The organism is Labrys sp. LIt4, assembly GCF_017813775.1.
Classification (GTDB): domain Bacteria; phylum Pseudomonadota; class Alphaproteobacteria; order Rhizobiales; family Labraceae; genus Labrys; species Labrys okinawensis_A.
This window is the reverse complement of the sequence record NZ_JAGIPY010000005.1, coordinates 20,239-42,623: the sequence shown is the minus strand read 5'-3', so window position 1 is coordinate 42,623 and position 22,385 is coordinate 20,239. Positions and strand designations below refer to the sequence as shown.

Genomic DNA, 22,385 nt, shown 5'->3' with positions numbered 1-22,385 from the left:
CAGCTCATGGCGAATTTGTCGCAAAAATGCCACCTATGGGAGGCGGCCTGCCGCCGGGCGGTGAAGTCGCTTTCAGGAGGGAATGGAAATGTCATCATCGCGGGTGCTGGTCGCGGGTGTGGGCATGATCCCCTTCGCCAAACCGGGCGCGAGTGAGCCCTATGACGCCATGGCGGCCAAGGCGACGCGGCTCGCCCTCTCGGATTGCGCCCTGGATTATGGGCGGGTGCAACAGGCCTATGCCGGCTATGTCTATGGCGATTCCACCAGCGGCCAGAGGGCGCTCTACCAGATCGGCATGACCGGCATCCCGATCATCAACGTGAACAATAATTGTTCCACCGGCTCCACCGCCCTGTTCCTCGCGCGCCAGGCCGTTGCCTCGGGCGCGGTCGATTGCGTGCTCGCCCTCGGTTTCGAGCAGATGAAGCCGGGCGCGCTCGAAATGCAGTTCGGTGACCGTCCCAGCCCTTTCGCCGATTTCGAGGCGCTGGCCGACCAATTGGTGGGCATGAACGAAATTCCGCTCGCTCTGCGGTATTTCGGCGGCGCCGGGCTGAGCCATATGCGCAAATATGGCACGCCTCTTTCCGCCTTTGCCGCGGTGCGCGCCAAGGCGAGCCGGCATGCGGCCCGCAACCCTCTTGCGGTGTTCCGCAACGAGGTGAGCACCGAGGAGGTGCTGGCTTCACCGGTGCTCTGGCCCGGCGTGATGACGCGGTTGATGGCCTGTCCGCCGACCTGCGGCGCTGCGGCGGCCATCCTGGTCTCGCCCGAATTTGCCCGGCGCCACGATCTCGACTGCAAGGTCGAGATTGCCGCCCAGGCGATGACCACGGACGGCGAATCGACCTTCGAGGCCGGCGACATGATGCAGCTCGTCGGCTTCGACCTCAGCCGTCGTGCCGCACGCCAGGTCTATGAAGCGGCCGGCATCGGCCCCGAAGACCTGGACGTCGTCGAACTGCACGATTGTTTCGCGCACAATGAACTGGTGAGCTACGAGGCCCTGGACCTCTGCGGCGACGGCGAAGCGGGCAAGATGATCGCCGATGGCGACAATTCCTATGGCGGGCGCTACGTCACCAATCCCTCGGGCGGGCTGCTGTCGAAGGGGCACCCGCTGGGAGCCACCGGCCTGGCGCAATGCTATGAGCTGACCCACCAGCTGCGCGGCACGGCGGACAGACGCCAGGTGCCTGGCGCGCGCCTCGGGCTGCAGCACAATCTCGGCCTAGGCGGCGCTTGCGTCGTTACCCTTTACCAGGCGGTGTGAAGCGAGCTTGGGCCGGCTGCCGGTCGTTCCCATCTTGGCGGGCAGGCCGCATGCCGGCAGGAAGGCCCGGATCCGCGCCTGCATCTGTGCGATGGCATCGGCGTCGCCGCCCAGATGGCGCAGCAGGGCATGTTCGAACAGCCCGTCGAAAGTCGCATAGACCACGGCCGAGGGCAGGGCCGGCTTGACCCCGGCCAATTCGAAGGCGCGCGACATCACGCGCCAGACCATGTCTTCCAGGCTCTTGTCGATCTCCCTGACGTCCGCATGGAAGGAGGGCTCGAACAGGGCCTGGGAGCGCAGATCATACCAGAGCCGATGCATCGGGGCCTCGTCGCGCAGCGTGGCGGCAAGGCTGTCGAGGAACTGATCTATCAGGCTGCCATGGCTGTCGGCATCGGCGGTGATGCGCTCATAGCGCTGCACGCATTTTGCTTTGTAGTCGCGCACGCAATAGGCGATCAGGTCGACCTTGTCGCTGAAGTAATAATGCAGCACGCCGTGGGAGAAACGCGAATTCTGGGCGATCTCCCTGAGACTGGTGCGGGCATAGCCGAGTTCAGCAAGCGTCTGCAGCGCGGCCTCGGCCAGCTCGGCTCGGCGCGCGGCAAACTTGTCCGGCGCAGGCCGGGGCGCTTTCTTCAGCTTGGCGCCATTTGCCATCACATCCTGCCAGCATCAGCATACCACCGATACTACAATATCGAGGTCGCCCGGCCAGATCAACCGAACCGCGCCGCGCCCTGCGCGGCAGTCCGGCCTCACGGGGCTGCAATCACCTGGCTGCACGCAGGCGGCAGATCGCTGAGGGTGAGCTGGCGCGGCGGGCGCGGCGGCTTGGGACGGGGCTTTGGATGCAGCACCGCGTCCGAGAACCAGTAGTCGAGCTCCTTGCCGCAGCCCTCATCGCCCGTCGGCGGCTTTTGCGGCGTGCAGGTCGGGCTGCCGCGCGGACAGGTGATGCGGATATGGAAATGATAGTCGTGGCCGTACATCGGGCGCACCTTGCCGAGCCAGGAGCGGTCGCCGGTGGCGTCGCGGCACATCGCCTTCTTGATGGCGGCGTTGACGAAGATGCGCTCGACTGCCGGGTCCTGGGCGGCGGCGCGCACGATGCCCATCTGGCCCGGGGTCCAGGAACGGGAGACGTCGAGCCTGTCCGGGCGCACCATCATCACGGCACTCTTGGTCTCCCGCTCGGCGACGCTCAGCCGGCGGTTCGGCATGGGGGTCAGCCAGATGTCGGCGTCGAGCCCGATCTGGTGCGAGGCATGACCCGTCAGCATCGGCCCGCCGCGCGGCTGCGCCATGTCACCGATCAGGATGCCCGGCCAGCCCGCCACCGTAGGGGCCTTGGCGGCGAGATTCTTCACCACCCGGATGATGGCGGCATTGCCCCAGGCACGGTTGCGCGAGGGGCGCATGACCTGCCAGGTCGGTCCATCCGCCGGCAGTTCCACGCCGTTCGACAGGCAGCCCTTGGCGTAGAAGCCGATCGAGCCGAGGCCGATACTGGCCGGCGTCTCGGCGCGGCCGAAGAGCTGCTTGGCGGGAGTGGCCGCCGTCACCACGCCGAGTGGCGGCAGTTTGAAGCCGGGCGGGGTGATGTCCTGCGCCACGACCGATCCCCCCATGGCCAGGAGCGGCAAGGCGGCGAGGGCCAAGCCGGATTTGAGCGACGGGAAGGTCCGGACGAAACGGCGCATGCCTGCTCCCGCGAAGTGATTCGTGACTGCATCCTATCCTGTCTTTTTCCAAACGGCAGCATCGGCGGTTGCAGGAGCCCCGGGGGGGCGCTGGCATCCTCTCCGCTCCTTCTTTTCGGGAGCAGACGAAGGCGCGCCACCGCAAGCCAGCCCTGCGGAAGCGGCCGGCGGAAACCGAAAATTAACCCTGTTCGATTCATGCTTTGTTCGGGTCCGGCTGGACACGCTTCCTGTGCAAAAGCGCATGGCGAATGGAGGCCCGGACGGCCAATGTCAGTGAACCGCATCGAGGAACCTGTCATGCCTGCCCTGCATCTGAGCGCGAACTTCCGCTGGATCGCCATCGCCTTCGCGCTCTTGGCCGCTATGCTCTGCCAGTTGGCCCCGGCCTCCGCGGGTATCGTGGCCAAGGTCGATATCGCCAGCCAGCGCATGACCGTGATCGTCGATGGCAATGTCGAGGCGGTCTGGGCCGTGTCGACGGCACGGCGCGGCTACTATACCCCGCGCGGCGTCTACCGCCCCAAGCTGCTCAAGCGCATGCATTACTCCAAGAAATACGATAATTCGCCGATGCCCTATTCGGTGTTCTTCAAGGGCGGCTATGCGGTGCACGGCACCTATTCGGTCAAGCAGCTCGGCCGCGCCGCCTCCCATGGCTGCATCCGGCTGGCGCCCTCCCACGCCGCCGCGCTCTACCAGCTCATCCGGCATCGAGGCATGTCGGATACCCGCGTGGTGATCGGCTAGCCGTAGATTTCACGGGGCAGGGCCGATAATAGCCACGAATCTGCATATCAGCCGTGCACATTCGCGCGAGAAGCCATCCCGCTCCTTGACGCTGGGCCAGTGCGTTCCTAGCTTGAAGGCAACGGATATTTGCATGGCGATTCCGCCATTCCCGCTGTGGAGATTCTCGAAATGGGTGCCAACACGATCAAGGTCACGGATGCCTCCTTCGCCAATGACGTGCTGAATTCGGCCGAGCCGGTCGTCGTCGATTTCTGGGCCGAGTGGTGCGGGCCCTGCCGCATGATCGCGCCTGCTCTCGACGAGATCGCCACCGAGATGGCCGGCAAGGTCAAGATCGCCAAGCTGAACGTCGACGAGAACCCGCAGATCGCCTCGCAGTTCCGGGTGATGTCGATCCCGATGCTGATCGTGTTCAAGGACGGCAAGCCCGTCGCCCAGAAGGTCGGCGCTGCTCCCAAGGGCGAGCTGTCCCGCTGGGTTTCGGCCTCCGCGGCTTGAAGCGAGAATCTTCCCCGGCATTTGCTCGGTGAATGGAAAGGCGGCCCTTCGGCCGCCTTTTTCATGTCGCCAGCGTCGCGGCACGCAGGGCGTCGGCATCGCCGATCTTCAGGCCGGCCGCCTCGATCGCCTGGCGCGCCAGCATCACCAGTTCGGCATTGTCCCGGGCCGGCGTGCCGTCGGGGCGATGAAGGTTGTTTTCGAAGCCGACGCGGGCATGCCCGCCCAGCAGGGCGGCCGTGGTGACACAGGCAATTTCCTGCGGACCGAAGGCGCACAGGCTCCAGGGATCGAAGCGCGGCATGTCCGCGGCGAGGAAGGGCAGGAGATCGGCGGGCCGGGACGTCTGGTCCGCCGTATAGCGGCCGAGCACATAGAGTACGGGCAGTTTCTCGTAGGGGATGAGGCCCCGCCGCCGCAGGTCGGCAAGGCGCCTGGCTTCGTCCGGCGTGTAGAGGATGATCTGCGGCATGGTTCCGATCAGCCTGAGAAAGAGCAGCAATTCGGCGAAGGCGGCTTCCTCGCCTGCGTCAGGCACCAGTTCGCGCAGGGCGAGCGACACGGCCTCCGGCCGCGTGTCGCGGATGACGGCTCTTTGCTCTGCCGGCGAATAGAGGCCGAGCGCCTCCGAGGTGATCTGCACCACGAGCTCCTTGCCCGTTGCGGCGGCAATCGCGGCGATCACGGCGCGATAGGCCTCGGCGTCGAGCAGATGGCCGCCATCCTCGCGCCGGACATGGACATGGATCATGGCCGCGCCGGCCTCGAGACAGGCCGTGGCCGTCTGCGCCAGGGCGGAGGCCGTCATCGGCAAGGCCGGGTGATCCGCCTTGGTCCGCCGGCCACCATTGGGGGCTACGGCAATGAAACGCGGGGCGCAGTCCAGCGTAGCCGACAAATCCATCTCCGAATGAGGATTCATTTGTATCAGAACGATAGCATATGATACATTTGTTTCAATAATCCTTCCGACGGAGCATAGGGGCATGAGCGGGCTTGTGGATCTCGACGGCCTGGCCAGCGAGATCGTCAAAGGCTTCGACGCGATGCCGGCGCAGATCAAGGCGGCCGCCCGCTATGTGCTGGAGAATCCGCGCGATGTCGCCCTGTTGTCGATGCGGGAACAGGCGCGGCGTGCCGGCGTGCAGCCGGCGACCATGATGCGGCTCGCCCGGCAATTGGGCTTCGACGGTTACGAGGCCCTGCGGGAACTGCATGCCGATACGCTGCGGGAAGCGCCGACAGGCTTTGCAGGCAAGGCGGGCGACCACCTTATCCGGCAGGGGCGCGTCGGCGATGAGGGACTGGCCGCCGCCATGCTCGGCATGCTGGGCACCCAGCTTGACGGACTTTCGGCAGCCAAGCCGCTTGCGGCATTCGCCGCCGCCGCGCAGATGCTTGCCTCGGCGCGCCGCATCCATTGCTTGGGTCTCAGGGCGAGCCATCCGGTCGCCTGGCATCTGCATTATGGGCTCACCCTGATCGGCAGGCCCAGCATTCTGCTCGACGGCATCGCCGCCATCGGGGCCGATGCCCTCATCGATGCCGTCCCGGGCGAGGTGATGGTGGCCGTCAGCCTGCAGCCCTATACGCGCCTCACCCTCGAACTCGCCGAGCATGCCGCGTCGCGCGGGTTGTCCATCCTTGCCATCACCGACAGCGAGGTGGCGCCTCTGGCCAGGATCTCCCGCCATCATCTCGTCGTGCCGACGGCGAGTCCGTCCTTCCTGCATGCCGTGACGCCGGCCTTCGCCGCTGCCGAAGTGCTGGCTGCGCTGGTGGCGGGCCATGACGGCGAGGCGGCGCTCGCCGCCCTGCGCCGGACGGATGCGCATCTGGCTGCCCTCGGCACCCATCTGACCCGACGTCCTCAGCCGAAACTTCCGGGAACCCCGCCATGAGCCATCTGCTCCACCGGACCGCCAACGCCGTCATGCCGGTCGCCGTCGGTGGGCGCGGCATCGAACTGATCGACGCCGCCGGCAAGCACTATATCGATGCCTCCGGCGGGGCCGCCGTCTCCTGCCTGGGCCATGGCCATCCGGCTGTGCGGGAGGCCTTGCACCGTCAGCTCGATACGCTCGCCTATGCCCACACCGCCTTCTTCACCACCGACATCGCCGAACGGCTGGCGGACTGCCTGATCGCCCATGCGCCGCCCGGTCTGGAGCGGGCCTATCTCGTCAGCGGAGGCTCGGAGGCCGTCGAGGCGGCCCTGAAGATGGCGCGGCAGTATTTCGTCGAGAAAGGCCAGCCGCGGCGCCGGCATGTGATCGCCCGGCGCCAGAGCTTTCACGGCAATACGCTGGCGGCACTCGCCGCCGGCGGCAATCAGTGGCGCCGCGCCGCGTTCCTTCCGCTGCTGATCGAAACCCATCACATCGACCCCTGCTTTGCCTATCGCTTCCAGGCCCCGGGGGAGAGCGGGGAAGACTATGCGGCCAGGGCGGCCCAGGCCCTGGAAGACAAGATCCTCGAATTGGGGCCGGACGAGGTCATCGCCTTTCTGGCGGAGACGGTGGTCGGCGCCACGGCGGGTGCGGTGCCACCCGTCGCCGATTATTTTCGCCGCATCCGTGCGATCTGCGACCGCTATGGCGTCCTGCTCATCCTCGACGAAGTGATGTGCGGCATGGGGCGTACGGGCACGCTGCACGCCTGCGAGCAGGAGGGGGTCGTACCCGATCTCATGACGGTGGCCAAGGGGCTCGGCGGCGGCTACCAGCCGATCGGCGCGGTCCTGCTCAGCGCTGCGATCTTTGAGGCCTTCGCGAGGGGATCCGGATTTTTCCAGCACGGCCACACCTATATGGGCCACGCCATGGCGGCTGCGGCTGCCCTGGTCGTGCAGGAAACAATCGTGCGCGATAATCTGCTGGCCAATGTCGTGGCCATGGGGGACCATCTGCGGGAACGGCTGGAACAGCGCTTCGCCAACCATGCCCATATCGGCGATATCCGCGGCCGCGGCCTGTTCCGCGCCATCGAGTTCGTCGCCGATCGCAGCAGCAAGCAACCCTTCGACCCGGCGCTGAAGCTTCACGCTGCCGTCAAGCGCGAGGCCATGGCGCGCGGACTGATGGCCTATCCGATGGGCGGCACCATCGACGGCGTGCAGGGCGACCATATCCTGCTGGCGCCGCCCTTCATCATCGAGCGCGGCCAGGCGGATGCCGTCGTCGAACGCCTGGGCGATGCGGTCGATGCCGCCATCGCCGGCCTGCCGGCGGGAAGCGCCTGAGCCTTCGACGCTCATGCGGGCAGCCTGCGGTTGGGGCATAGCCTATCGACGAAAGCCGAAATCCTGTTTAGCAAAAGAGAATAGGGGAGATGGCGCCGGCCGAAGCAGCCGCCGCCTCGCCGTTCCGCGTGCCGCTTCGGTACGCCGAGAAGATCTGCGTCCCGGTTGTGAGCCGGGCCGCCCATAGTGAGGCGAGCGGTCGCAGGCCGCCGCGCAGTCAGAGGAGGAGCCTATGCACCACGTCCGTCCGGTGATCGCCACCGGTCTTGCCGTCGCACTGACCTTCGCCCCCCTTGCCGGGGCTCACGCGGCCTCGCCGGCACCGGTGGAGGCCGAGCACGGCATGGTCGTCACCACGCAGCGCCTGGCGACACAGGCCGGCGTGGATGTCCTCAAGAAGGGCGGCAATGCCATCGATGCCGCCGTGGCGGTCGGCTACACACTGGCCGTGGTCTGGCCTGAAGCCGGCAATATAGGCGGCGGCGGCTTCATGACCATCCGCACCAAGGACGGCAAGTCGACCTTCATCGATTTCCGCGAAAGGGCGCCGCTGGCCTCCACCAAGAACATGTATCTCGACGCCAAGGGCAATCCGGTGAAGGGCGCCTCGACGGATGGCTATCTCGCCGTCGGCGTGCCCGGCTCGGTGGCCGGCTTCGAATATGCCCGCGAAAAATACGGTTCCCTGCCGCGCAAGGACCTGATGGAAGCCGCCATCCGCTATGCCAAGGACGGCTATGTGCTCGGCCAGGGCGATGTCGCCTCCGTCAAGGAGAATGCCGACTGGCTCAAGCGCGATCCCAGCACGGCCAAGATCTTCCTCCAGGCCGACGGCAAGCCGCATGCGGTCGGCGATACTTTCAAGCAGCCCGATCTCGCCGCCTCGCTGGCGGCCATCTCGGAAAAGGGACCCGACGCCTTCTACAAGGGCGCGATCGCCGATGCCATCGTCAAGGCCTCCGCCGCCAAGGGCGGCATTCTGAAGAAGGAGGATTTCGAGCAGTACAAGGTCCGCGAACTCGAGCCGGTGAAGTGCAATTATCGTGGCTACGAGATTATTTCCTCGCCTCCGCCGAGTTCGGGCGGCGTGATCATCTGCGAGATCCTCAACGTGCTGGAGGGCTATCCGCTCTCCTATCTCGGCGCCGATTCGGCCAACACCGTGCATCTGATGGTGGAGGCGATGCGCTATGCCTATGTCGACCGCAATTCCAGCCTGGGCGATCCCGATTTCGTCAAGAATCCGGTGCCGCACCTCCTCGACAAGAACTATGCCGCCGAGATCCGGGCCAAGATCAATCCCTACAAGGCCGGCGTCTCCAAGGAGTTGATGCCCAAGGGCATGGGCGAATCCAAGGAAACCACGCATTATTCGATCATCGACAATGACGGCAATGCCGTCGCCGTCACCTACACGCTGAACGGCTCCTATGGCGCCGGCGTGGTGGCGGAGGGTACCGGCATCCTGCTCAACAACGAGATGGACGACTTCACCGCCAAGCCCGGCGTGCCCAATCTCTACGGTCTGGTGCAGGGCGAGGCCAATGCCATCGAACCCAAGAAGACGCCGCTCTCCTCGATGAGCCCCACCGTGGTCACCAAGGACGGCAAGCCCTTCATGGTGATCGGCAGCCCCGGCGGCTCGCGCATCATCACCATCACGCTGCAGGCCATCCTCAACGTGATCGACCACGGGCTGGATATCCAGGAAGCCGTCGACGCGCCGCGCATCCACCACCAATGGCTGCCCGACCAGATCTATACCGAACCCCAGGCGCTCTCGCCGGACACCGTCAAACTGCTGGTCGAGATGGGCTACAAGGTGGATGAGGGCGATCCGGCCTGGCCGGTCTGGGGCAAAGCGGCCGGCATCCTGGTCGGTGGCAAGGATCTCGCCACCATCAAGAAGGGTGACGGTGCCCGCTACAACGGCGCCATGGACAGCCGCGTCGAATCAGGCCTGGCGGCCGGATATTAAGGCCACGCCCAAAGGAGCGTGGCACTTGTCATTGCCGGGCTTGACCCGGCAATCCAGCCGGCCTCCGGATGCCCGGGTCGAGCCCGGGCATGACGAAGGCCGGCGTTTGCGTCGTCAAGATCAGGCCTGCTTTTCGGCTTCGGCGGCCTGCTTGGGGCCGCCGCGGGCGACACCGACCATGGCCGGGCGCAGAACGCGCGAGCCGATCGAGTAGCCGACCTGCACCACCTGGGCCACGGTGCCGTTGGGCACGGAGGGATCGGGCACCTCGAACATCGCCTGGTGGAAATTCGGATCGAAACGCTCGCCCTTGGGGTCGAGCTTCTTGACGCCGTGCTTTTCGAGCGAGCGCAGCATTTCCTTCTCGGTGAGTTCCACGCCTTCCATCAGGGCCTTGACGGCGGCATCGGTCTCACGGGCCCCGCTGGGGACGCTCGCCAGGGCACGCTCCATGTTGTCGGCGACGCCGAGCATGTCACCGGCGAATTTGGCGATGGCATATTGACGCGCATCGCTGACTTCGCGCTCGCCGCGGCGGCGTACATTCTCGATCTCCGCCATGGCGCGCAGCAGGCGGTCCTTCAACTCGGCGTTCTCGGCCTGCAGCTTGGTGAGAACCTCGAACGCATTGTCGTTGACGGCGGCCTGGTCGGCGCCAGTCTGCTCGCCACCAGCCTGTTCCGCGCTGTCCGCCGTCGGTGCCGCGGGGGCGGCCGCCTCGGCCGCAGGGCGGTTCTCGGTTTCGGCTTCGGGTTTGGTCTTGCTGGTCATTTCACCTTTTCCAAGTCATGTCCGGCCGGGATATCAGCGTCCTCGGCGATAAAATCAAGGGTTCGATGCGGCGGACGCCCTCAATCCGCTCATTTTGATTCTTGATTCAGTGCCGATGGCGTTCGACGAACGCCAGGGCAGCCGCGAAGGCGCTCTCGACATCGAGGGCGGTGGTGTCGAGCACATGGGCGTCGGGCGCGGGTTTCAGCGGCGCGTCGGCGCGGCCGGCATCGCGGGCGTCGCGCTTGCGGATATCGGCGAGCACGGATGCGAAAGGCGGGGCATCGCCGCGCTTTTCCAGCTCGAGATGGCGGCGTCGGGCCCGGATCTCGGCGTCGGCGGTCACGAAGATCTTCACCTCGGCACCGGGCGCGATCACCGTGCCGATGTCGCGCCCGTCGAGCACGGCGCCGCCGCGCTGATGCGCGAAGCGACGTTGCAGGTCGAGCAGGGCCTTGCGCACCTTGGGGTGTGAGGCGACCACGGAGGCGGCCTCGCCCATTTCCCGGCCGCGGAGCCGGCTCTCGTCGAGGCTGGCGACATCGAGGCCGTCGGCGATCTCGGCGGTGGCGTCCGCATCCTCGAGGTCGATGCCGCCATCGATGGCAGCCCGCCCGACGGCGCGGTAGAGCAGGCCGGTGTCGAGATGCGGCAGGCCCAGATGGGCGGCGAGGCGCTTGGCCAGGGTTCCCTTTCCGGAGGCGGCGGGGCCATCAATGGCAATGATCATGACAAGGCACCAGGATTACAGGATTACACGTCAGCACGAGGCAGGCGGAGTTTCCGCCGGCAGGGTTACGATCGCCGGCCGAAGCGTGGGACGGCCCTGCAGCACGATGCGCCGCCCGCCCCCCTCGGGCGAAGTCGCGACATCCGCCCCGAACAGCCGGAGCAGGCGCATGGCCTCGCCGCCGGCCTCTTGCGGCGCGATGACGGTGGTCTCGCCGGGAGCATTCAGGCCGGCCAGCAGCACCGCCGAGGCCACCAGATCCGGCGTCACTGGCGATGAGGGGCCGCCATCGGGCACGCGCCAGAGGACCGGGACCGCGTCCATGGCGCCACGCAGGGTCAGGGGCAGGCGGACGCCCTCGGCCGAGGCGACGATCTCGGCGCCCATCCGCATGAGGGGCGCCAGGGCAGGCATCATTGCACAGGCGCGCAGGGCGGGATCGCCATCGAAGCCGGCCGTGACGCCGTGGCTGGCGACGACACCCATCAGCAGGACCGCACCCGCCAGCGACCCTCCGAAATCGAGGCCTCCTTCCGGCGAGAGCAGGCCGCCGACCCCGACCCCATGGACATACCAGCTTTGATCTCCGGCACGCTCGATCGCCGCGCCCAGCTTGCGGCAGGCCTCGGCCATGGCCTGGGCGCCGTCGCTCTGCGGGGCGTGCCCGATGCGTGTCTCTCCCACGCTGAGAAGGCCCAGGATGATGGCAAGCAGACAGGCTGTCTCGTCGCGCGCGACCGGACTGGCCTGCGCCGGCCCGGGCGACCGGCGCATGGGAAGCGGAACGGCTTGAGAGGGCGGTGCGAGCAAGGGAACGGCTCCGGACAGGCGGAAGAAATCTGCGGCAAGACGCAATGCCGATGGTGGGACTGATGCTCCCGCATGGGCGGACCTCAAGGTCCGTCCGGCCACACGCCCTAGCATGGATGGTGAGAAGGGCAAAGCGGGCGGTGGGAGGAATTCGTGATTCAACCCCTTGCCAGATCGCGAAAAAACGCCATCTTTGCGATTCTGATTGACATAGGGGCTTCTAGTCTGTAGCGGCCTCGCACTTCGATTTCCGACATAAGGTACACGCCGTGGCCAGACCCGAACTTGGCACGAAACGCGTCTGTCCGACGACTGGGCGCAAATTCTACGATTTGAACAAGGATCCGATCATCTCCCCCTATACGGGCCAGGTGGTCACCATTGCAGCGCCGCTGCTGCGCGGTCGCCCCGACGCGGTTGCCCCGCGCGCGGACCAGACCGAGGACGACAACGAGCTCGATCCGGTGACGGACGCCGAACTGATCAGCCTCGAAGAGGCCGATGACGAGGCGAGCGCCGCCAAGGCCGTGGTCGGCGACGACGACATCGATGTCGAGGATGATCCCGGCTCCGACGATACCTTCCTCGAGGAAGACGAGGACGAGAATGACGATGTCACCGATCTGATCGGCGACGGCATCGAGGACGACGAGGAAAGCTGAGGCTCGCTACGAGCCCGCCTGGAGGCGCGGAACCGGCCCGGTGCCGCGTCTTTTCCCCAATCGAAAGATTTTCCAAAATTTCTTCACAAGACGTCTTGCATCGAGCCGCGAAACGTGACAAACGAGCGGCCCGTCGGCGGTGACGCTGAGGGACACCGAAGCAGCTCCCAGGCCGCTTCGCAAAAGTGGGGTCATAGCTCAGCTGGGAGAGCGCTACAATGGCATTGTAGAGGTCGGCGGTTCGATCCCGCTTGGCTCCACCACTTCCTCCCGAACTTCGATGACGAAGTTCGGCTCCATCAAGCCCGCCTGTGAGCGGGCTTTTTTATCGCCCATGATGCGCCCCGCAGGATTGCGGCCTGCGTTCTGGCAAAACAGCGTTTCCGTCCAAACGCACTTTGCTCTAGAATTTCATGGCATTCCGTTCGGTTATCCGCACCGGTGGACCAATGTAGCTCCATTGCTGCCCGCTGGGGCCCTTTGGCTCCGAGGCCCTGTGTTTCGCAGGCGATAGCCGTGGTGGCCGGCATCGGCGAGGATGCCCGAGGCAAGAGATGCCAAGCAAAGGGAGATAAAGCATGCGCTTTTCACTCAAGGCCTTGTTCGCTGCCGTCATGATGCTCGGCGGACTGGCAGCCACTTCGACGCCGTCTTCGGCTCTGCCGGTGGCGCCGGTCGAGCGGGCGGTCCCCATGGCGAACGCCCAGGAAGGCTCGGCCCGGGTTCAGCAGGCTCAGTATTATTATTACTACCGGCCGCGCTATTACCGTCCCCGCTACTACCGGCCATACCGGTACTATCGCCCCTATCGGCGCTATTATCGACCGCGCTACTACTACCGGCCCTATTACTATCGCCGGTACTATTACGGCTATTGAGCCCTGTGGGGCTTCGTTATCAGGAGGCCCGCCGGCCGGGCCTCCTGATTCGATGCGGAACCATGGCCTGATCCATGCGTTCTCATCCCGGGACCGGCAAGGTCCCGCCTCGGCACCATGGCGCCCTGCGAACGGGCCGGCCTTGCGCCAGTCGCAGGAGGCCTTCGGCAGGCGCGCCTGGTTCCAGGCCTGATAATGGGGGTGAAATATGGATAATCCGCAGGTGGGTTGGATCGGAGCCATCATTATTGGCGGCCTGGCTGGCTGGCTGGCCGAAATGTTCATGAAGAGCGATATGGGCATCCTCATGAACATTATCCTTGGCATCGTCGGCGCGGCTGTCGCCAATCTGGTGCTGAGTATGTTCGGCGTAGTGCTGGGCGGCTGGATCGGCTATCTCATCGCGGGCTTCATTGGCGCCTGCATCCTGATCGCGCTCGGACGAATGCTGAAACGATCCGCCTGATGGGCCAACCTCCGTGCCCTCACCGGGCGAACGGTGAAGGGGCACGGCCCAGCCAGCGAACGCTGCTGGAGAACCCGGCCGGGCCGTGGCAGGGCGAGAGAGGCCCCATGCCCGGCCATGCTATTCCCGCCTTGCGACAGTTTCGTAACAGGCGGCGACGGGGCGTGGCTTCATGGGCTTCCGGCTTGCGCCATGAAGCGGTCGAGTTCGGCGAAGTCCGCGCTCCCTTCCATCGGTCCCTGCACGGTGACGGTGTGGGCGCCCGCGGCATTGGCATAGCGCAGGGCTTCCGCCACCGGCTTGCCGAGCCGGCGGGCCACCAGGAAGGTCGCGCCGAAGCAATCGCCTGCGCCAGTCGGGTCGATCTCGGTCACCGCGAAGCCTGGCATGTCGGTGCGGCCCTCTCGGCTGAAATGGCTCGCGCCGCCGGCGCCGCGCTTCAGCACGATCTCCTTGACGCCCGTCGCCAGCACGCCTGCCACCGCCTTGTCCTCGTCGGTCTCGCCGGAGACCAGCGACAGCTCCTCGCCGGAGGGCAGGAAGAGATCGGTCGCCGCCAGCACGGTATGGAAGACCGCCTTGCTGCCGTCGCGCAGCGTCTCCCGCCGGATGTTGGGGTCGAAGGAGACGGTGCCGCCGCGTGCCTTGAGTCCCGGCAGGGTCTTCAGGATCATGTCGGCGACGGCCGGTACGGGCAGTCCGGATCCCATGATATGGAGATGGCCCGCTTCGGCGAGCACCGCCTCGGCCTCGGGCGTGGCGGCGATGCGCCCGGCGGCGCTGTCCCGCATGTTATAGACGAAGGAACGGCCGCCATCCGGCCGGTAGCGCACGAAGGCGCTGCCGGTGGCCGCACCCGCATGCACGGCCACGGCGGAGACGTCGACGCCGTCGCGACGCAGGCGTTCGAGGTTCAGCGTGCCAAAATCGTCGTCCCCCACGGCCGAGACGATCGCGGCGGGGTGGCCGAGTTTGCCGACCTGGTCGATGAAGATCGCCGGAGCGCCGCTCGGGAAGGGCCCGACCAGGGGTTGTGGCTCCAGGAAGCCGTTGCCGGTGGTGGTGGCCATGATCTCCACCAGGATCTCGCCGATAGTGACGATCTTGCCTGCAAGCATGGGAGGTTCCTCGATGACGGAAAGGGGGAGCGGCCTTTCGGCTTGCTACGATACGCGACGCGCCAATTGGCCAAAAGTGACGGCGCGCCCTAGCTCTGGAACAGCGTGATCGGCTGTTCGCTGGCATAGATCGCGCTTTCGTCGATGGAGAACATGCGCTGATGCATCAGGAGAGCGCCGCCGAGGGCAGGGCCTTCGACACCGAGGGCTGAAACCTCGATGCGCGGCAGCGGAAAGCCCTCGAGCAATTCGCGCTGCATGGCCCTGCTGACCTCGGCCGCGACGTGGGTGAAGACCGGGGCGACGGAGCCGCCCAGGATGATCAGACCGGGATTGAGCACGCTGGTGACCTGGATCAGGCCGGCGGCGAGGCGCTCGCCCCAGGCCCGGGCGGTGGCGAGGGCAGCGGCTTCCCCGCGTGCCAGCCCCTGCAGCAGCCTGTCGAGATCGGCCTCCCCGCCCTGGGCGTGGTAGGAGCCGAGGAGGGCGTCCTTGCCGATATAGCTTTCCAGATGGCCCGGCTTGGAGCGGCCCGCCTGGATGCTGTGGCCGCCGAGCACGATCTGGCCGAATTCGCCGGCAAAGCCTGCCGAGCCGCGCAGCAGCCTGCCGCCGATGACGATACCGCCGCCGGCACCGTTCTCGATCAGCAGGAAGGCGACGGTCTCCGAGCGATGCGTGGTGTCGCGATAGGTCTCGGCGATGGCGAAGGCATTGGCGTCGTTCTCGATCGAGATGGCGGGATCGAGCGACGGGAAACGCCGCTTCAGCCGGTCGGTGACCATGTCCCGCAGCTTCACGTCGCGCCAGCCGAGCATGAGGCCGTTGATCACCGTGCCGTCCGAGGCGAGCAGGGCCGGCAGGGTCACGCACAGTCCGCGCAGGCGCTCGGGCCGGTCGAGGCTCTCGATGGCTTCGGCGATCAGAGCTACCATGCGGTCGGTGCCGGCCTCCGGGGTTTCACGATGGGTCGGGAAGGGCAAGGTGAGGCGCAGGATCTCCTCGGCCCGCATGTCGATGACGACGACAGTGAGCCGGTCGACGCCGATCTCGGCGCCGAGAAAGCTGGCGCCGGCTGGATCGATCTGCACCCGGATACCGGGACGGCCAGTCTTGCCCGCGCTCTCGTTGTGCGGCTCGTCGCGGCGCTCGACGGCAAGGCCCTCCGTGATCAGGCCCGTGATGATGTTGCCCGTGGTCGACCGGTTGAGCCCGAGTGCTCGCGCAAGGTCGGCCCGGCTCATGCCGGTGTGGCGAAACAGGGCATTGAGAGCCCTGATTTCATTGAGATGACGGACGGTCTGCGGCGTTGCCAAGATGGAGAGATCCGCTCGGTTTGGAGGGGAGACTACAATGCCGCGCGGCGCCATGGAATCGTCAGCCGCGCAAAGACGCGTCGGAACAACACGTTAGAATGGTGTTGCCGGTGCGGTTCCATAATTGCCGCGTGGCGGGCTGCCGGCACTGACGCACAAGCAGCCAACGTTCCCAAGCGCGTTCCAGGTCGATTTCACGGCGTGCGTGCCGTCTCGGCCTTGCGCCGCGCCTCGGCGTAGCGATCGTCGATGAAGGCCTTGGCGCGGCGGGCGAGATCGACATTGTCGGTCCAGGTGTTGCGCCAGATCGCGCAGATGATCGAGAGATCTTCGTCGACCACCTCGGAGGAAAAGCTCTCGAAGGTGATCCAATCCTCATAGCCGCTGGCGACGAGGGCGTCGAATATGGCGGGAAAGTTGATCACGCCCGAGCCGAGATAGCCACGATTGCTTTCGCCGATGTGGAAATAGCCGAGCTTGTCGCCCGCGAGCCGGATCGCCTGCACCGGGTCTGCTTCCTCGATGTTCATGTGGAAGGTGTCGAGATGCAGGAAGATATTGTCCGAGCCGGTCTCCTTGATGAAGGCAAGCCCCTGCGCGGTGGTGTTGAGCAGATTGGTCTCGAAGCGGTTGACGATTTCCAGGTTGAGGCTGACGCCCGCCTGCTTGGCCGTATCGGCCAGGCGCGACAGCGTCGCCACGCTGTTGTCCCAGCCCTTGCGCGTCGGCAGGCTGCGATATTTGGTGTGGGCCGAGAAGATGATGCCGCCGAGCTTGTGGCCGCCGAGATCGCGCGTGATGGCGACCGCATCGGACAGGATTTCCTCGCCCCGGCGCACCACGGCCGCGTCCTCGCTCGAAATATCGCCTTCCAGCGGCAGGCCCATGGTGACGGTCACGGCAAGGTCATAGTCCTTGAGGCGCCGCGCCAGCCAGGACACATCGAATTTGCGGGGATCGAGGCGGGGGAATTCGATCAGCTTGTAGCCGAGGTCATGCGACTTCTCCATCGCGCCTTCGAGATCCTGCTGGGTGGTGCCGCCCGTCCATACGAAGGAATGAATGCCGAGTTTGTCCATGGTGGATCCTGCCCCTGTTGCGCCGGCCGGGTTCCGTCCGGACCGTGCCGGTTCGATTATACTTTTTGGCCTTATTTGTTGTGAGTAGCAGCAAACTGGCTCCCATTCAAGCAAGGCGGTCGGCCTCTTCCCGGCGGCCTATCCGGCGGTCGCCACGCCCAGGCCAGGCCTCTCGGCGCGGGCGGCAGCGAAGCGAAGCCCCTCCCGCGCCCGATGAAGCGCGGGATTATCCCGCCGGGCGGCGTAGAGCGCATAGATCGAATGGGAGAAGGCCGGCGCCCCTTTTACGAGCCGCAGGCGTCCATCGGCGAGGAAGGACGTGACGGCGCCGGCGCGAAAATAGCCCGAACCTCCCACGGCAAGAATATGGGTCAGCGCCAGGGGGCCGAGCGAGATCGCAAGGGGAGCGGCGGCGAGATCGGGAAAGGCGGCGCGGTGGTTGAGGGCGAAAGCCGGCCCCCAATCGACCTGGATATAGCTGTCGCGATCCACCGTCCCGTCGGTGGCGGTCGTCACCAGCACCAGCTGTTCCTCCACCACCAGCTCGGCGACGATGTCGCGATATTGCGGCGGGTTGTAGAGCGTGACGAGGTCGAGCGAGCCTTCCCGGACACGTTCGATGAGCCGGGACGGCGTATCGACCTCGACGCGCAAAGCCACCCGCGGACATTCACGATGCATCCAGGTCAGCCAGTCGGCGAGAAGAGGATGCCAGAGGCTGAGTTCGCCTCCCAGGCTGATGCCTTCCTCCCGTCCCGGCGGCAGCGCCACCTCCTGCCGGGCGCGTTCCCACACCTGCACCAGGGCCGCAGCGGGACCGACAAAGCGCTCGCCAGCGGGCGTGAGGCGGGCTCCGGCCTTGTTGCGGACGAAAAGACGGCGGCCGATCTGCTGTTCGAGAGCCCGGATGCGCGCGCTGACCGCCGTCTGCGTCAGGTTGAGGCGCTCGGCCGCGCCGGCGAAGCTGCCAGTCTGCGCGATTTCCAGGAAGGTTCGTGCCAGCCCGATATCCATGAAATCAGATTATGAATCTTGCATTGAATTGCAATAACAATGCGTTTGTCTGAAGTTATTTTCGATGTCACAACTCTTGGAAAGCCGATGGCGCCGGTGTGACTCTGCCGGGCGGCGAGCCGACGGCCGGCGTTCCGCGCTGGCCAGCAGCGGGTGTTTGGGACATGATGGGCGCACTTCGATCAGGGAGCCGATGCCATGATGGAAGCCGATCACGACGATGACGATGGGACGCGTCCCTTTGCGTCGTCAGCCTGCTTCGCCCATGAGGTCGAGGGCGGCCAGCTCGATGCCGCCGCACAGAAGCAGGCCGAGCGCCGCGCGGAAATCATGGCGTGGCGCAAAGGCGAGCGGGCCCGCCTGATTGCCGAGCGGCTGGCTATGCCCGTCGATCTGAGAACCGAAAAGACCCGGGCGATCGCCAAGCATCTCGATGATGTCGTCGGCGATGTCGCCGGGCGGGTGGTGAGCTTCTACTGGCCCCTGCGGGGCGAGCCCAATCTGCGCGACTGGGCCGAGGCACTCGCCGCGCGGGGGGCGATCACGGCCCTGCCGCTGGTGGTGGAAAGGAACACACCCCTGGTGTTCCGGACATGGCGGCAGGGCGAGAAGCTGGTCAAGGGCTTCTGGAACATCCCGGTCCCCGAGGGCGGGCGTGAGGTGGTGCCCGACATCTGCCTGGCGCCGGTGGTCGGCCACGACGCAAGGGGCTTCCGGCTCGGCTATGGCGGTGGCTATTTCGACCGCACGCTGGCGAGCCTGCCCGCCAGTGTGGTGGCGATCGGCGTCGGCTATGCCGAAGCGGCGATCCGTACCATCCACCCGCTGGCGCATGATATCCCGCTTGACGCCATCGTCACGGATGAGGGAGTTCGTCGCTACCCGAGCGATTGAAGCAAAGAGGGCCCGTCATTCGCCGAGCCGGATGCGCTCGCCGCTCGAAGATGCCGGCAAATGCGGCTCTCTTCCGCCGGCTTAGTTCTCCTCCATGTCCTGAAACGCTCAGGCCACAACGTTGCGCAACGCTGTCCGTGGTGACATGCTGGGTCGATGCCTATTCTCCGCGCAAGAAACGCACTTGCGCCGGCAGACCGAGCATTCTATGTAAAATGCCCTAATTACGCATTTCACAATGTGAAAAGGGCCTATAGGCGTCAATGTCCCGCACTCTCTCCCCTCATCTCAAGCGGCTCGAAGCCGAGTCGATCGGGATCATCCGCGAAGTCGCGGCCGAATTCGCCAATCCGGTGATGCTCTATTCCATCGGCAAGGATTCGGGGGTGATGCTGCATCTGGCCCTGAAGGCGTTCTATCCCTCCAAGCTGCCCTTCCCGCTGCTGCATGTCGACACGACCTGGAAGTTCAAGGACATGATCTCGTTCCGCGACGAGATCGCCAAGCGCTACGGGCTCGACCTCATCGTGCATATCAACCAGGACGGCATCGAACGGGGCATCAATCCGATCACCTCCGGCTCTTCCCTGCATACCCAGGTGATGAAGACCGAGGGGCTGCGGCAGGCTCTCGACAAACACAAGTTCGACGCGGCCTTCGGCGGGGCCCGCCGCGACGAAGAAAAGAGCCGCGCCAAGGAGCGCATCTTCTCCTTCCGCACCGCCAACCACACCTGGGATCCGCGCAACCAGCGCCCCGAACTATGGTCGCTCTACAACACCAAGATCCGGCAGGGCGAATCGATCCGTGTCTTCCCGCTGTCGAACTGGACCGAACTCGACATCTGGCAATACATCCTGGAAGAGGACATTCCGATCGTGCCGCTCTATCTCGCCAAGGAGCGGCCGGTGGTGTTCCGGGCCGGCACCATGCTGATGGTCGACGATGACCGCCTGCCCCTGGAGCCGGGGGAGGTGCCCGAGATGCGCCGGGTCCGTTTTCGCACGCTCGGCTGCTACCCGCTTTCGGGCGCCATCGATTCCGAAGCGACCTCCGTCGCCGACATCGTGCGCGAAATGCTCACGGCCCGCACCTCCGAGCGCCAGGGGCGCCTGATCGATAATGACGAGTCGGCCTCGATGGAAAAGAAGAAGCGCGAGGGCTATTTCTGATGAACGCTGCCGCTCCCCAGACCCAGCTCTCGCTCGCCGAAATGCTCAAGCCCCGCGAGAAGGGGTTGTTGCGCTTCCTCACCTGCGGTTCCGTCGATGACGGCAAGTCGACCCTGATCGGCCGCCTGCTTTACGATTCCAAGCTGATCTTCGAGGACCAGCTCGCCGCGCTGGAGAAGGATTCCAAGCGCCACGGCACCACGGGCGAGGACATCGACTTCGCCCTGCTGGTCGACGGGCTGGAGGCCGAGCGCGAGCAGGGCATCACCATCGACGTCGCCTATCGTTTCTTCTCCACCGCCAAGCGCTCCTTCATCGTGGCCGACACGCCTGGGCACGAGCAATATACCCGCAACATGGCGACCGGGGCTTCCACCGCCGATCTCGCCGTGCTGATGATCGATGCACGCAAGGGCGTGCTGGTGCAGACCAAGCGCCATGCCACCATCTGCTCGCTGCTCGGCATCCGCCACATCGTGGTCGCCGTCAACAAGATCGACTTGGTGGACTATGATCGTGTCGTCTTCGAGAAGATCGTCCACGACATTCTGGCCTTCACCGCCAATCTTGCTTTCACCTCGGTGACCCTGATTCCGATCTCGGCCCGCTTCGGCGAGAACGTCTCGACACGCTCGACCAATATGGACTGGTATCACGGCCCCATCCTGATCGAGCATCTAGAGACCATCGACGTGGCCTCCGACGCCGCCAAGAAGTCCTTCCGCTTCCCGGTGCAATGGGTGAACCGGCCCAATCTCGACTTCCGCGGTTTTTCGGGCACGGTCGCCTCCGGCGCCGTTCGCCCGGGCGACAGCGTGACGGTGGCGGCTTCCGGGAAGACCTCGGTGGTAACCCGCATCGTCACCCAGGACGGCGATCTGGAGGAAGCCGTCGCAGGCGACGCGGTCACCCTGACGCTTGCCGACGAGATCGATGCCGCCCGCGGCGACGTGTTTTCCCTCGCCACCGAGCGCCCCGATGTCACCGACCAATTCGCCGCTCACCTGATCTGGATGTCCGAGGACGCGCTGCTCCCGGGCCGTTCCTATATGCTGCGCATCGGCACCAAATTCGTGCCGGCGACCATCACCTCGATCAAGCACAAGATCGACGTCAATACCCAGGAGCATCTCGCCGCCCGTACGCTGCAGCTCAACGAGATCGGCGTCGTCAAGGTGGCGACGGGCGTGCCCGTGGCGATCGACGCCTATGTCGACAACCGCGAGACCGGCGCCTTCATCCTGATCGACCGGGCGACCAACCAGACGGCGGCGGCGGGCATGATCGACTTCGCCCTCCGCCGGGCCACCAACATCCACCGCCAGTCGCTCACCATCGACAAGCTCGCCCGTTCGGCGCTCAAGCACCAGAAGGCGGCGATCGTCTGGTTCACCGGCCTGTCGGGCTCGGGCAAGTCGACCATCGCCAATCTGGTCGAGGCCGAGCTCGCCCATGCCGGCCATCATACCATGCTGCTCGACGGCGATAATGTCCGCCACGGCCTCAACCGCGATCTCGGCTTCACCGATGCTGACCGGGTCGAGAACATCCGGCGCATCGGGGAGGTCGCCAAGCTCTTCGTCGAGAGCGGCACCATCGTCTTGTGTTCCTTCATCTCGCCCTTCGAGGCGGAGCGGGCGCTCGTCCGCTCCCTGGTCGAGGCCGGCGAGTTCGTCGAGGTCTTCGTGGACACCCCGATCGAGGATTGCATCAAGCGCGATCCCAAGGGGCTCTACGCCAAGGCGCTGGCCGGCGAGATCAAGCACTTCACCGGCATCAGCAGCCCCTATGAGCGGCCAGAGAATGCCGAGATCGTGCTGCAGACCGTCGGTGAAACGCCCAAGGCTTTGGCGGAGATCGTGGTGAAGGCCCTGCGCGAGCGCGGCCTGCTCGACCATCAGGACGATTGGGGGCTGTAAGCACCCGCGATTGCGAGGCGGTAATTTTTCCCATAGGGGAAAAACGGGCAAATCCGGGGGGCGCCGCGTGCACTGGCGATATCAGCTGTTCTGCCTTCGGGGCA

The 22,385-nt window shown here is 65.6% G+C and carries 22 protein-coding genes and 1 tRNA gene; 13 read left to right on the top strand and 10 right to left on the bottom strand.

The window, feature by feature from the left end; translation table 11 throughout:
• The first annotated feature begins 88 nt into the window (after window positions 1-88).
• Complete coding sequence (locus J8I29_RS10945) at window positions 89-1,276, top strand: lipid-transfer protein (RefSeq protein ID WP_209431663.1); 1,188 nt, start codon at window positions 89-91, stop codon at window positions 1,274-1,276.
• Here J8I29_RS10945 and J8I29_RS10940 read toward each other — a convergent pair.
• Both J8I29_RS10940 and mepA read right to left on the bottom strand, forming a co-directional pair.
• On the bottom strand, window positions 1,235-1,939 hold the full coding sequence (locus J8I29_RS10940) for a TetR/AcrR family transcriptional regulator (RefSeq protein ID WP_105860726.1): 705 nt from the start codon (window positions 1,937-1,939) through the stop codon (window positions 1,235-1,237). The genes J8I29_RS10945 and J8I29_RS10940 overlap by 42 nt on opposite strands.
• A 98-nt stretch (window positions 1,940-2,037) precedes the next feature.
• On the bottom strand, window positions 2,038-2,982 hold the full coding sequence (gene mepA, locus J8I29_RS10935) for a penicillin-insensitive murein endopeptidase (protein ID WP_209431662.1): 945 nt from the start codon (window positions 2,980-2,982) through the stop codon (window positions 2,038-2,040).
• 300 nt (window positions 2,983-3,282) lie between these two features.
• Here mepA and J8I29_RS10930 point away from each other — a divergent pair, with 300 nt between their 5' ends.
• Both J8I29_RS10930 and trxA read left to right on the top strand, forming a co-directional pair.
• Window positions 3,283-3,732 carry a L,D-transpeptidase gene (locus J8I29_RS10930; protein ID WP_342588391.1) on the top strand — a complete coding sequence of 150 codons (450 nt, stop codon included), beginning with the start codon at window positions 3,283-3,285 and terminating at the stop codon, window positions 3,730-3,732.
• Window positions 3,733-3,903: 171 nt separating this feature from the next.
• Window positions 3,904-4,233 carry a thioredoxin gene (gene trxA / locus J8I29_RS10925; protein ID WP_068292695.1) on the top strand — a complete coding sequence of 110 codons (330 nt, stop codon included), beginning with the start codon at window positions 3,904-3,906 and terminating at the stop codon, window positions 4,231-4,233.
• A gap of 61 nt (window positions 4,234-4,294) precedes the next feature.
• Here trxA and J8I29_RS10920 read toward each other — a convergent pair whose 3' ends face one another.
• Window positions 4,295-5,131, bottom strand: a complete 837-nt coding sequence (locus J8I29_RS10920) for a 3-keto-5-aminohexanoate cleavage protein (RefSeq protein ID WP_245196882.1) — start codon at window positions 5,129-5,131, stop codon at window positions 4,295-4,297.
• A gap of 148 nt (window positions 5,132-5,279) precedes the next feature.
• Between J8I29_RS10920 and J8I29_RS10915 the strand changes: the two genes are divergently transcribed.
• From J8I29_RS10915 to ggt, 3 genes are all read left to right on the top strand, one after another.
• Window positions 5,280-6,134 carry a MurR/RpiR family transcriptional regulator gene (locus J8I29_RS10915; protein WP_245196918.1) on the top strand — a complete coding sequence of 285 codons (855 nt, stop codon included), beginning with the start codon at window positions 5,280-5,282 and terminating at the stop codon, window positions 6,132-6,134.
• A complete protein-coding gene (locus tag J8I29_RS10910; RefSeq protein WP_209431659.1) occupies window positions 6,131-7,474 on the top strand; it encodes an aspartate aminotransferase family protein in 1,344 nt (447 codons plus the stop codon). The genes J8I29_RS10915 and J8I29_RS10910 overlap by 4 nt, the downstream gene beginning before the upstream one ends.
• 232 nt (window positions 7,475-7,706) lie before the next feature.
• Entirely contained in the window at window positions 7,707-9,452 is a 1,746-nt protein-coding gene (ggt, locus tag J8I29_RS10905) for a gamma-glutamyltransferase (RefSeq protein WP_105860722.1), read from the top strand.
• Between the two features lie 120 nt (window positions 9,453-9,572).
• On the opposite strand, the gene grpE is transcribed toward ggt, so the two are convergent.
• The 3 genes from grpE to J8I29_RS10890 all read right to left on the bottom strand — a co-directional run bounded on the left by grpE (window position 9,573) and on the right by J8I29_RS10890 (window position 11,763).
• On the bottom strand, window positions 9,573-10,223 hold the full coding sequence (grpE, locus tag J8I29_RS10900) for a nucleotide exchange factor GrpE (protein ID WP_105860721.1): 651 nt from the start codon (window positions 10,221-10,223) through the stop codon (window positions 9,573-9,575).
• A gap of 106 nt (window positions 10,224-10,329) precedes the next feature.
• Window positions 10,330-10,953: a (d)CMP kinase gene (gene cmk / locus J8I29_RS10895; RefSeq protein ID WP_105860720.1), complete on the bottom strand. Its 624-nt coding sequence runs from the start codon at window positions 10,951-10,953 to the stop codon at window positions 10,330-10,332.
• Window positions 10,954-10,983: 30 nt separating this feature from the next.
• On the bottom strand, window positions 10,984-11,763 hold the full coding sequence (locus J8I29_RS10890; RefSeq protein ID WP_209431658.1) for a hypothetical protein: 780 nt from the start codon (window positions 11,761-11,763) through the stop codon (window positions 10,984-10,986).
• A 269-nt stretch (window positions 11,764-12,032) separates the two neighbouring features.
• On the opposite strand from J8I29_RS10890, the gene J8I29_RS10885 reads away from it, so the two are divergent.
• The 4 genes from J8I29_RS10885 to J8I29_RS10870 all read left to right on the top strand — a co-directional run bounded on the left by J8I29_RS10885 (window position 12,033) and on the right by J8I29_RS10870 (window position 13,769).
• A complete protein-coding gene (locus J8I29_RS10885; RefSeq protein WP_105860718.1) occupies window positions 12,033-12,425 on the top strand; it encodes a TIGR02300 family protein in 393 nt (130 codons plus the stop codon).
• Window positions 12,426-12,612: 187 nt separating this feature from the next.
• A tRNA-Ala gene (locus J8I29_RS10880) sits at window positions 12,613-12,688 on the top strand.
• Between the two features lie 315 nt (window positions 12,689-13,003).
• Window positions 13,004-13,303, top strand: a complete 300-nt coding sequence (locus J8I29_RS10875) for a hypothetical protein (RefSeq protein ID WP_209431657.1) — start codon at window positions 13,004-13,006, stop codon at window positions 13,301-13,303.
• Window positions 13,304-13,511: 208 nt separating this feature from the next.
• A complete protein-coding gene (locus J8I29_RS10870; protein WP_105860717.1) occupies window positions 13,512-13,769 on the top strand; it encodes a GlsB/YeaQ/YmgE family stress response membrane protein in 258 nt (85 codons plus the stop codon).
• A gap of 170 nt (window positions 13,770-13,939) precedes the next feature.
• Here J8I29_RS10870 and J8I29_RS10865 read toward each other — a convergent pair whose 3' ends face one another.
• The 4 genes from J8I29_RS10865 to J8I29_RS10850 form a co-directional block, all read right to left on the bottom strand.
• Window positions 13,940-14,887, bottom strand: a complete 948-nt coding sequence (locus J8I29_RS10865) for a sugar kinase (protein ID WP_209431656.1) — start codon at window positions 14,885-14,887, stop codon at window positions 13,940-13,942.
• A gap of 89 nt (window positions 14,888-14,976) precedes the next feature.
• Window positions 14,977-16,203, bottom strand: a complete 1,227-nt coding sequence (locus J8I29_RS10860) for an ROK family transcriptional regulator (protein WP_209431655.1) — start codon at window positions 16,201-16,203, stop codon at window positions 14,977-14,979.
• 194 nt (window positions 16,204-16,397) lie between these two features.
• Window positions 16,398-17,282, bottom strand: a complete 885-nt coding sequence (locus J8I29_RS10855; protein WP_209431654.1) for a sugar phosphate isomerase/epimerase — start codon at window positions 17,280-17,282, stop codon at window positions 16,398-16,400.
• A 138-nt stretch (window positions 17,283-17,420) separates the two neighbouring features.
• Window positions 17,421-18,296, bottom strand: a complete 876-nt coding sequence (locus J8I29_RS10850) for a LysR family transcriptional regulator (protein WP_209431653.1) — start codon at window positions 18,294-18,296, stop codon at window positions 17,421-17,423.
• 198 nt (window positions 18,297-18,494) lie between these two features.
• Here J8I29_RS10850 and J8I29_RS10845 point away from each other — a divergent pair, with 198 nt between their 5' ends.
• The 3 genes from J8I29_RS10845 to cysN all read left to right on the top strand — a co-directional run bounded on the left by J8I29_RS10845 (window position 18,495) and on the right by cysN (window position 22,281).
• Window positions 18,495-19,190, top strand: coding sequence for a 5-formyltetrahydrofolate cyclo-ligase (locus J8I29_RS10845; RefSeq protein WP_348536002.1), 696 nt, complete (start codon window positions 18,495-18,497; stop codon window positions 19,188-19,190).
• 263 nt (window positions 19,191-19,453) lie between these two features.
• Complete coding sequence (gene cysD, locus J8I29_RS10840) at window positions 19,454-20,362, top strand: sulfate adenylyltransferase subunit CysD (RefSeq protein ID WP_105860712.1); 909 nt, start codon at window positions 19,454-19,456, stop codon at window positions 20,360-20,362.
• A 41-nt stretch (window positions 20,363-20,403) separates the two neighbouring features.
• A complete protein-coding gene (cysN, locus tag J8I29_RS10835) occupies window positions 20,404-22,281 on the top strand; it encodes a sulfate adenylyltransferase subunit CysN (RefSeq protein WP_280870375.1) in 1,878 nt (625 codons plus the stop codon).
• Window positions 22,282-22,385 lie beyond the last annotated feature (104 nt).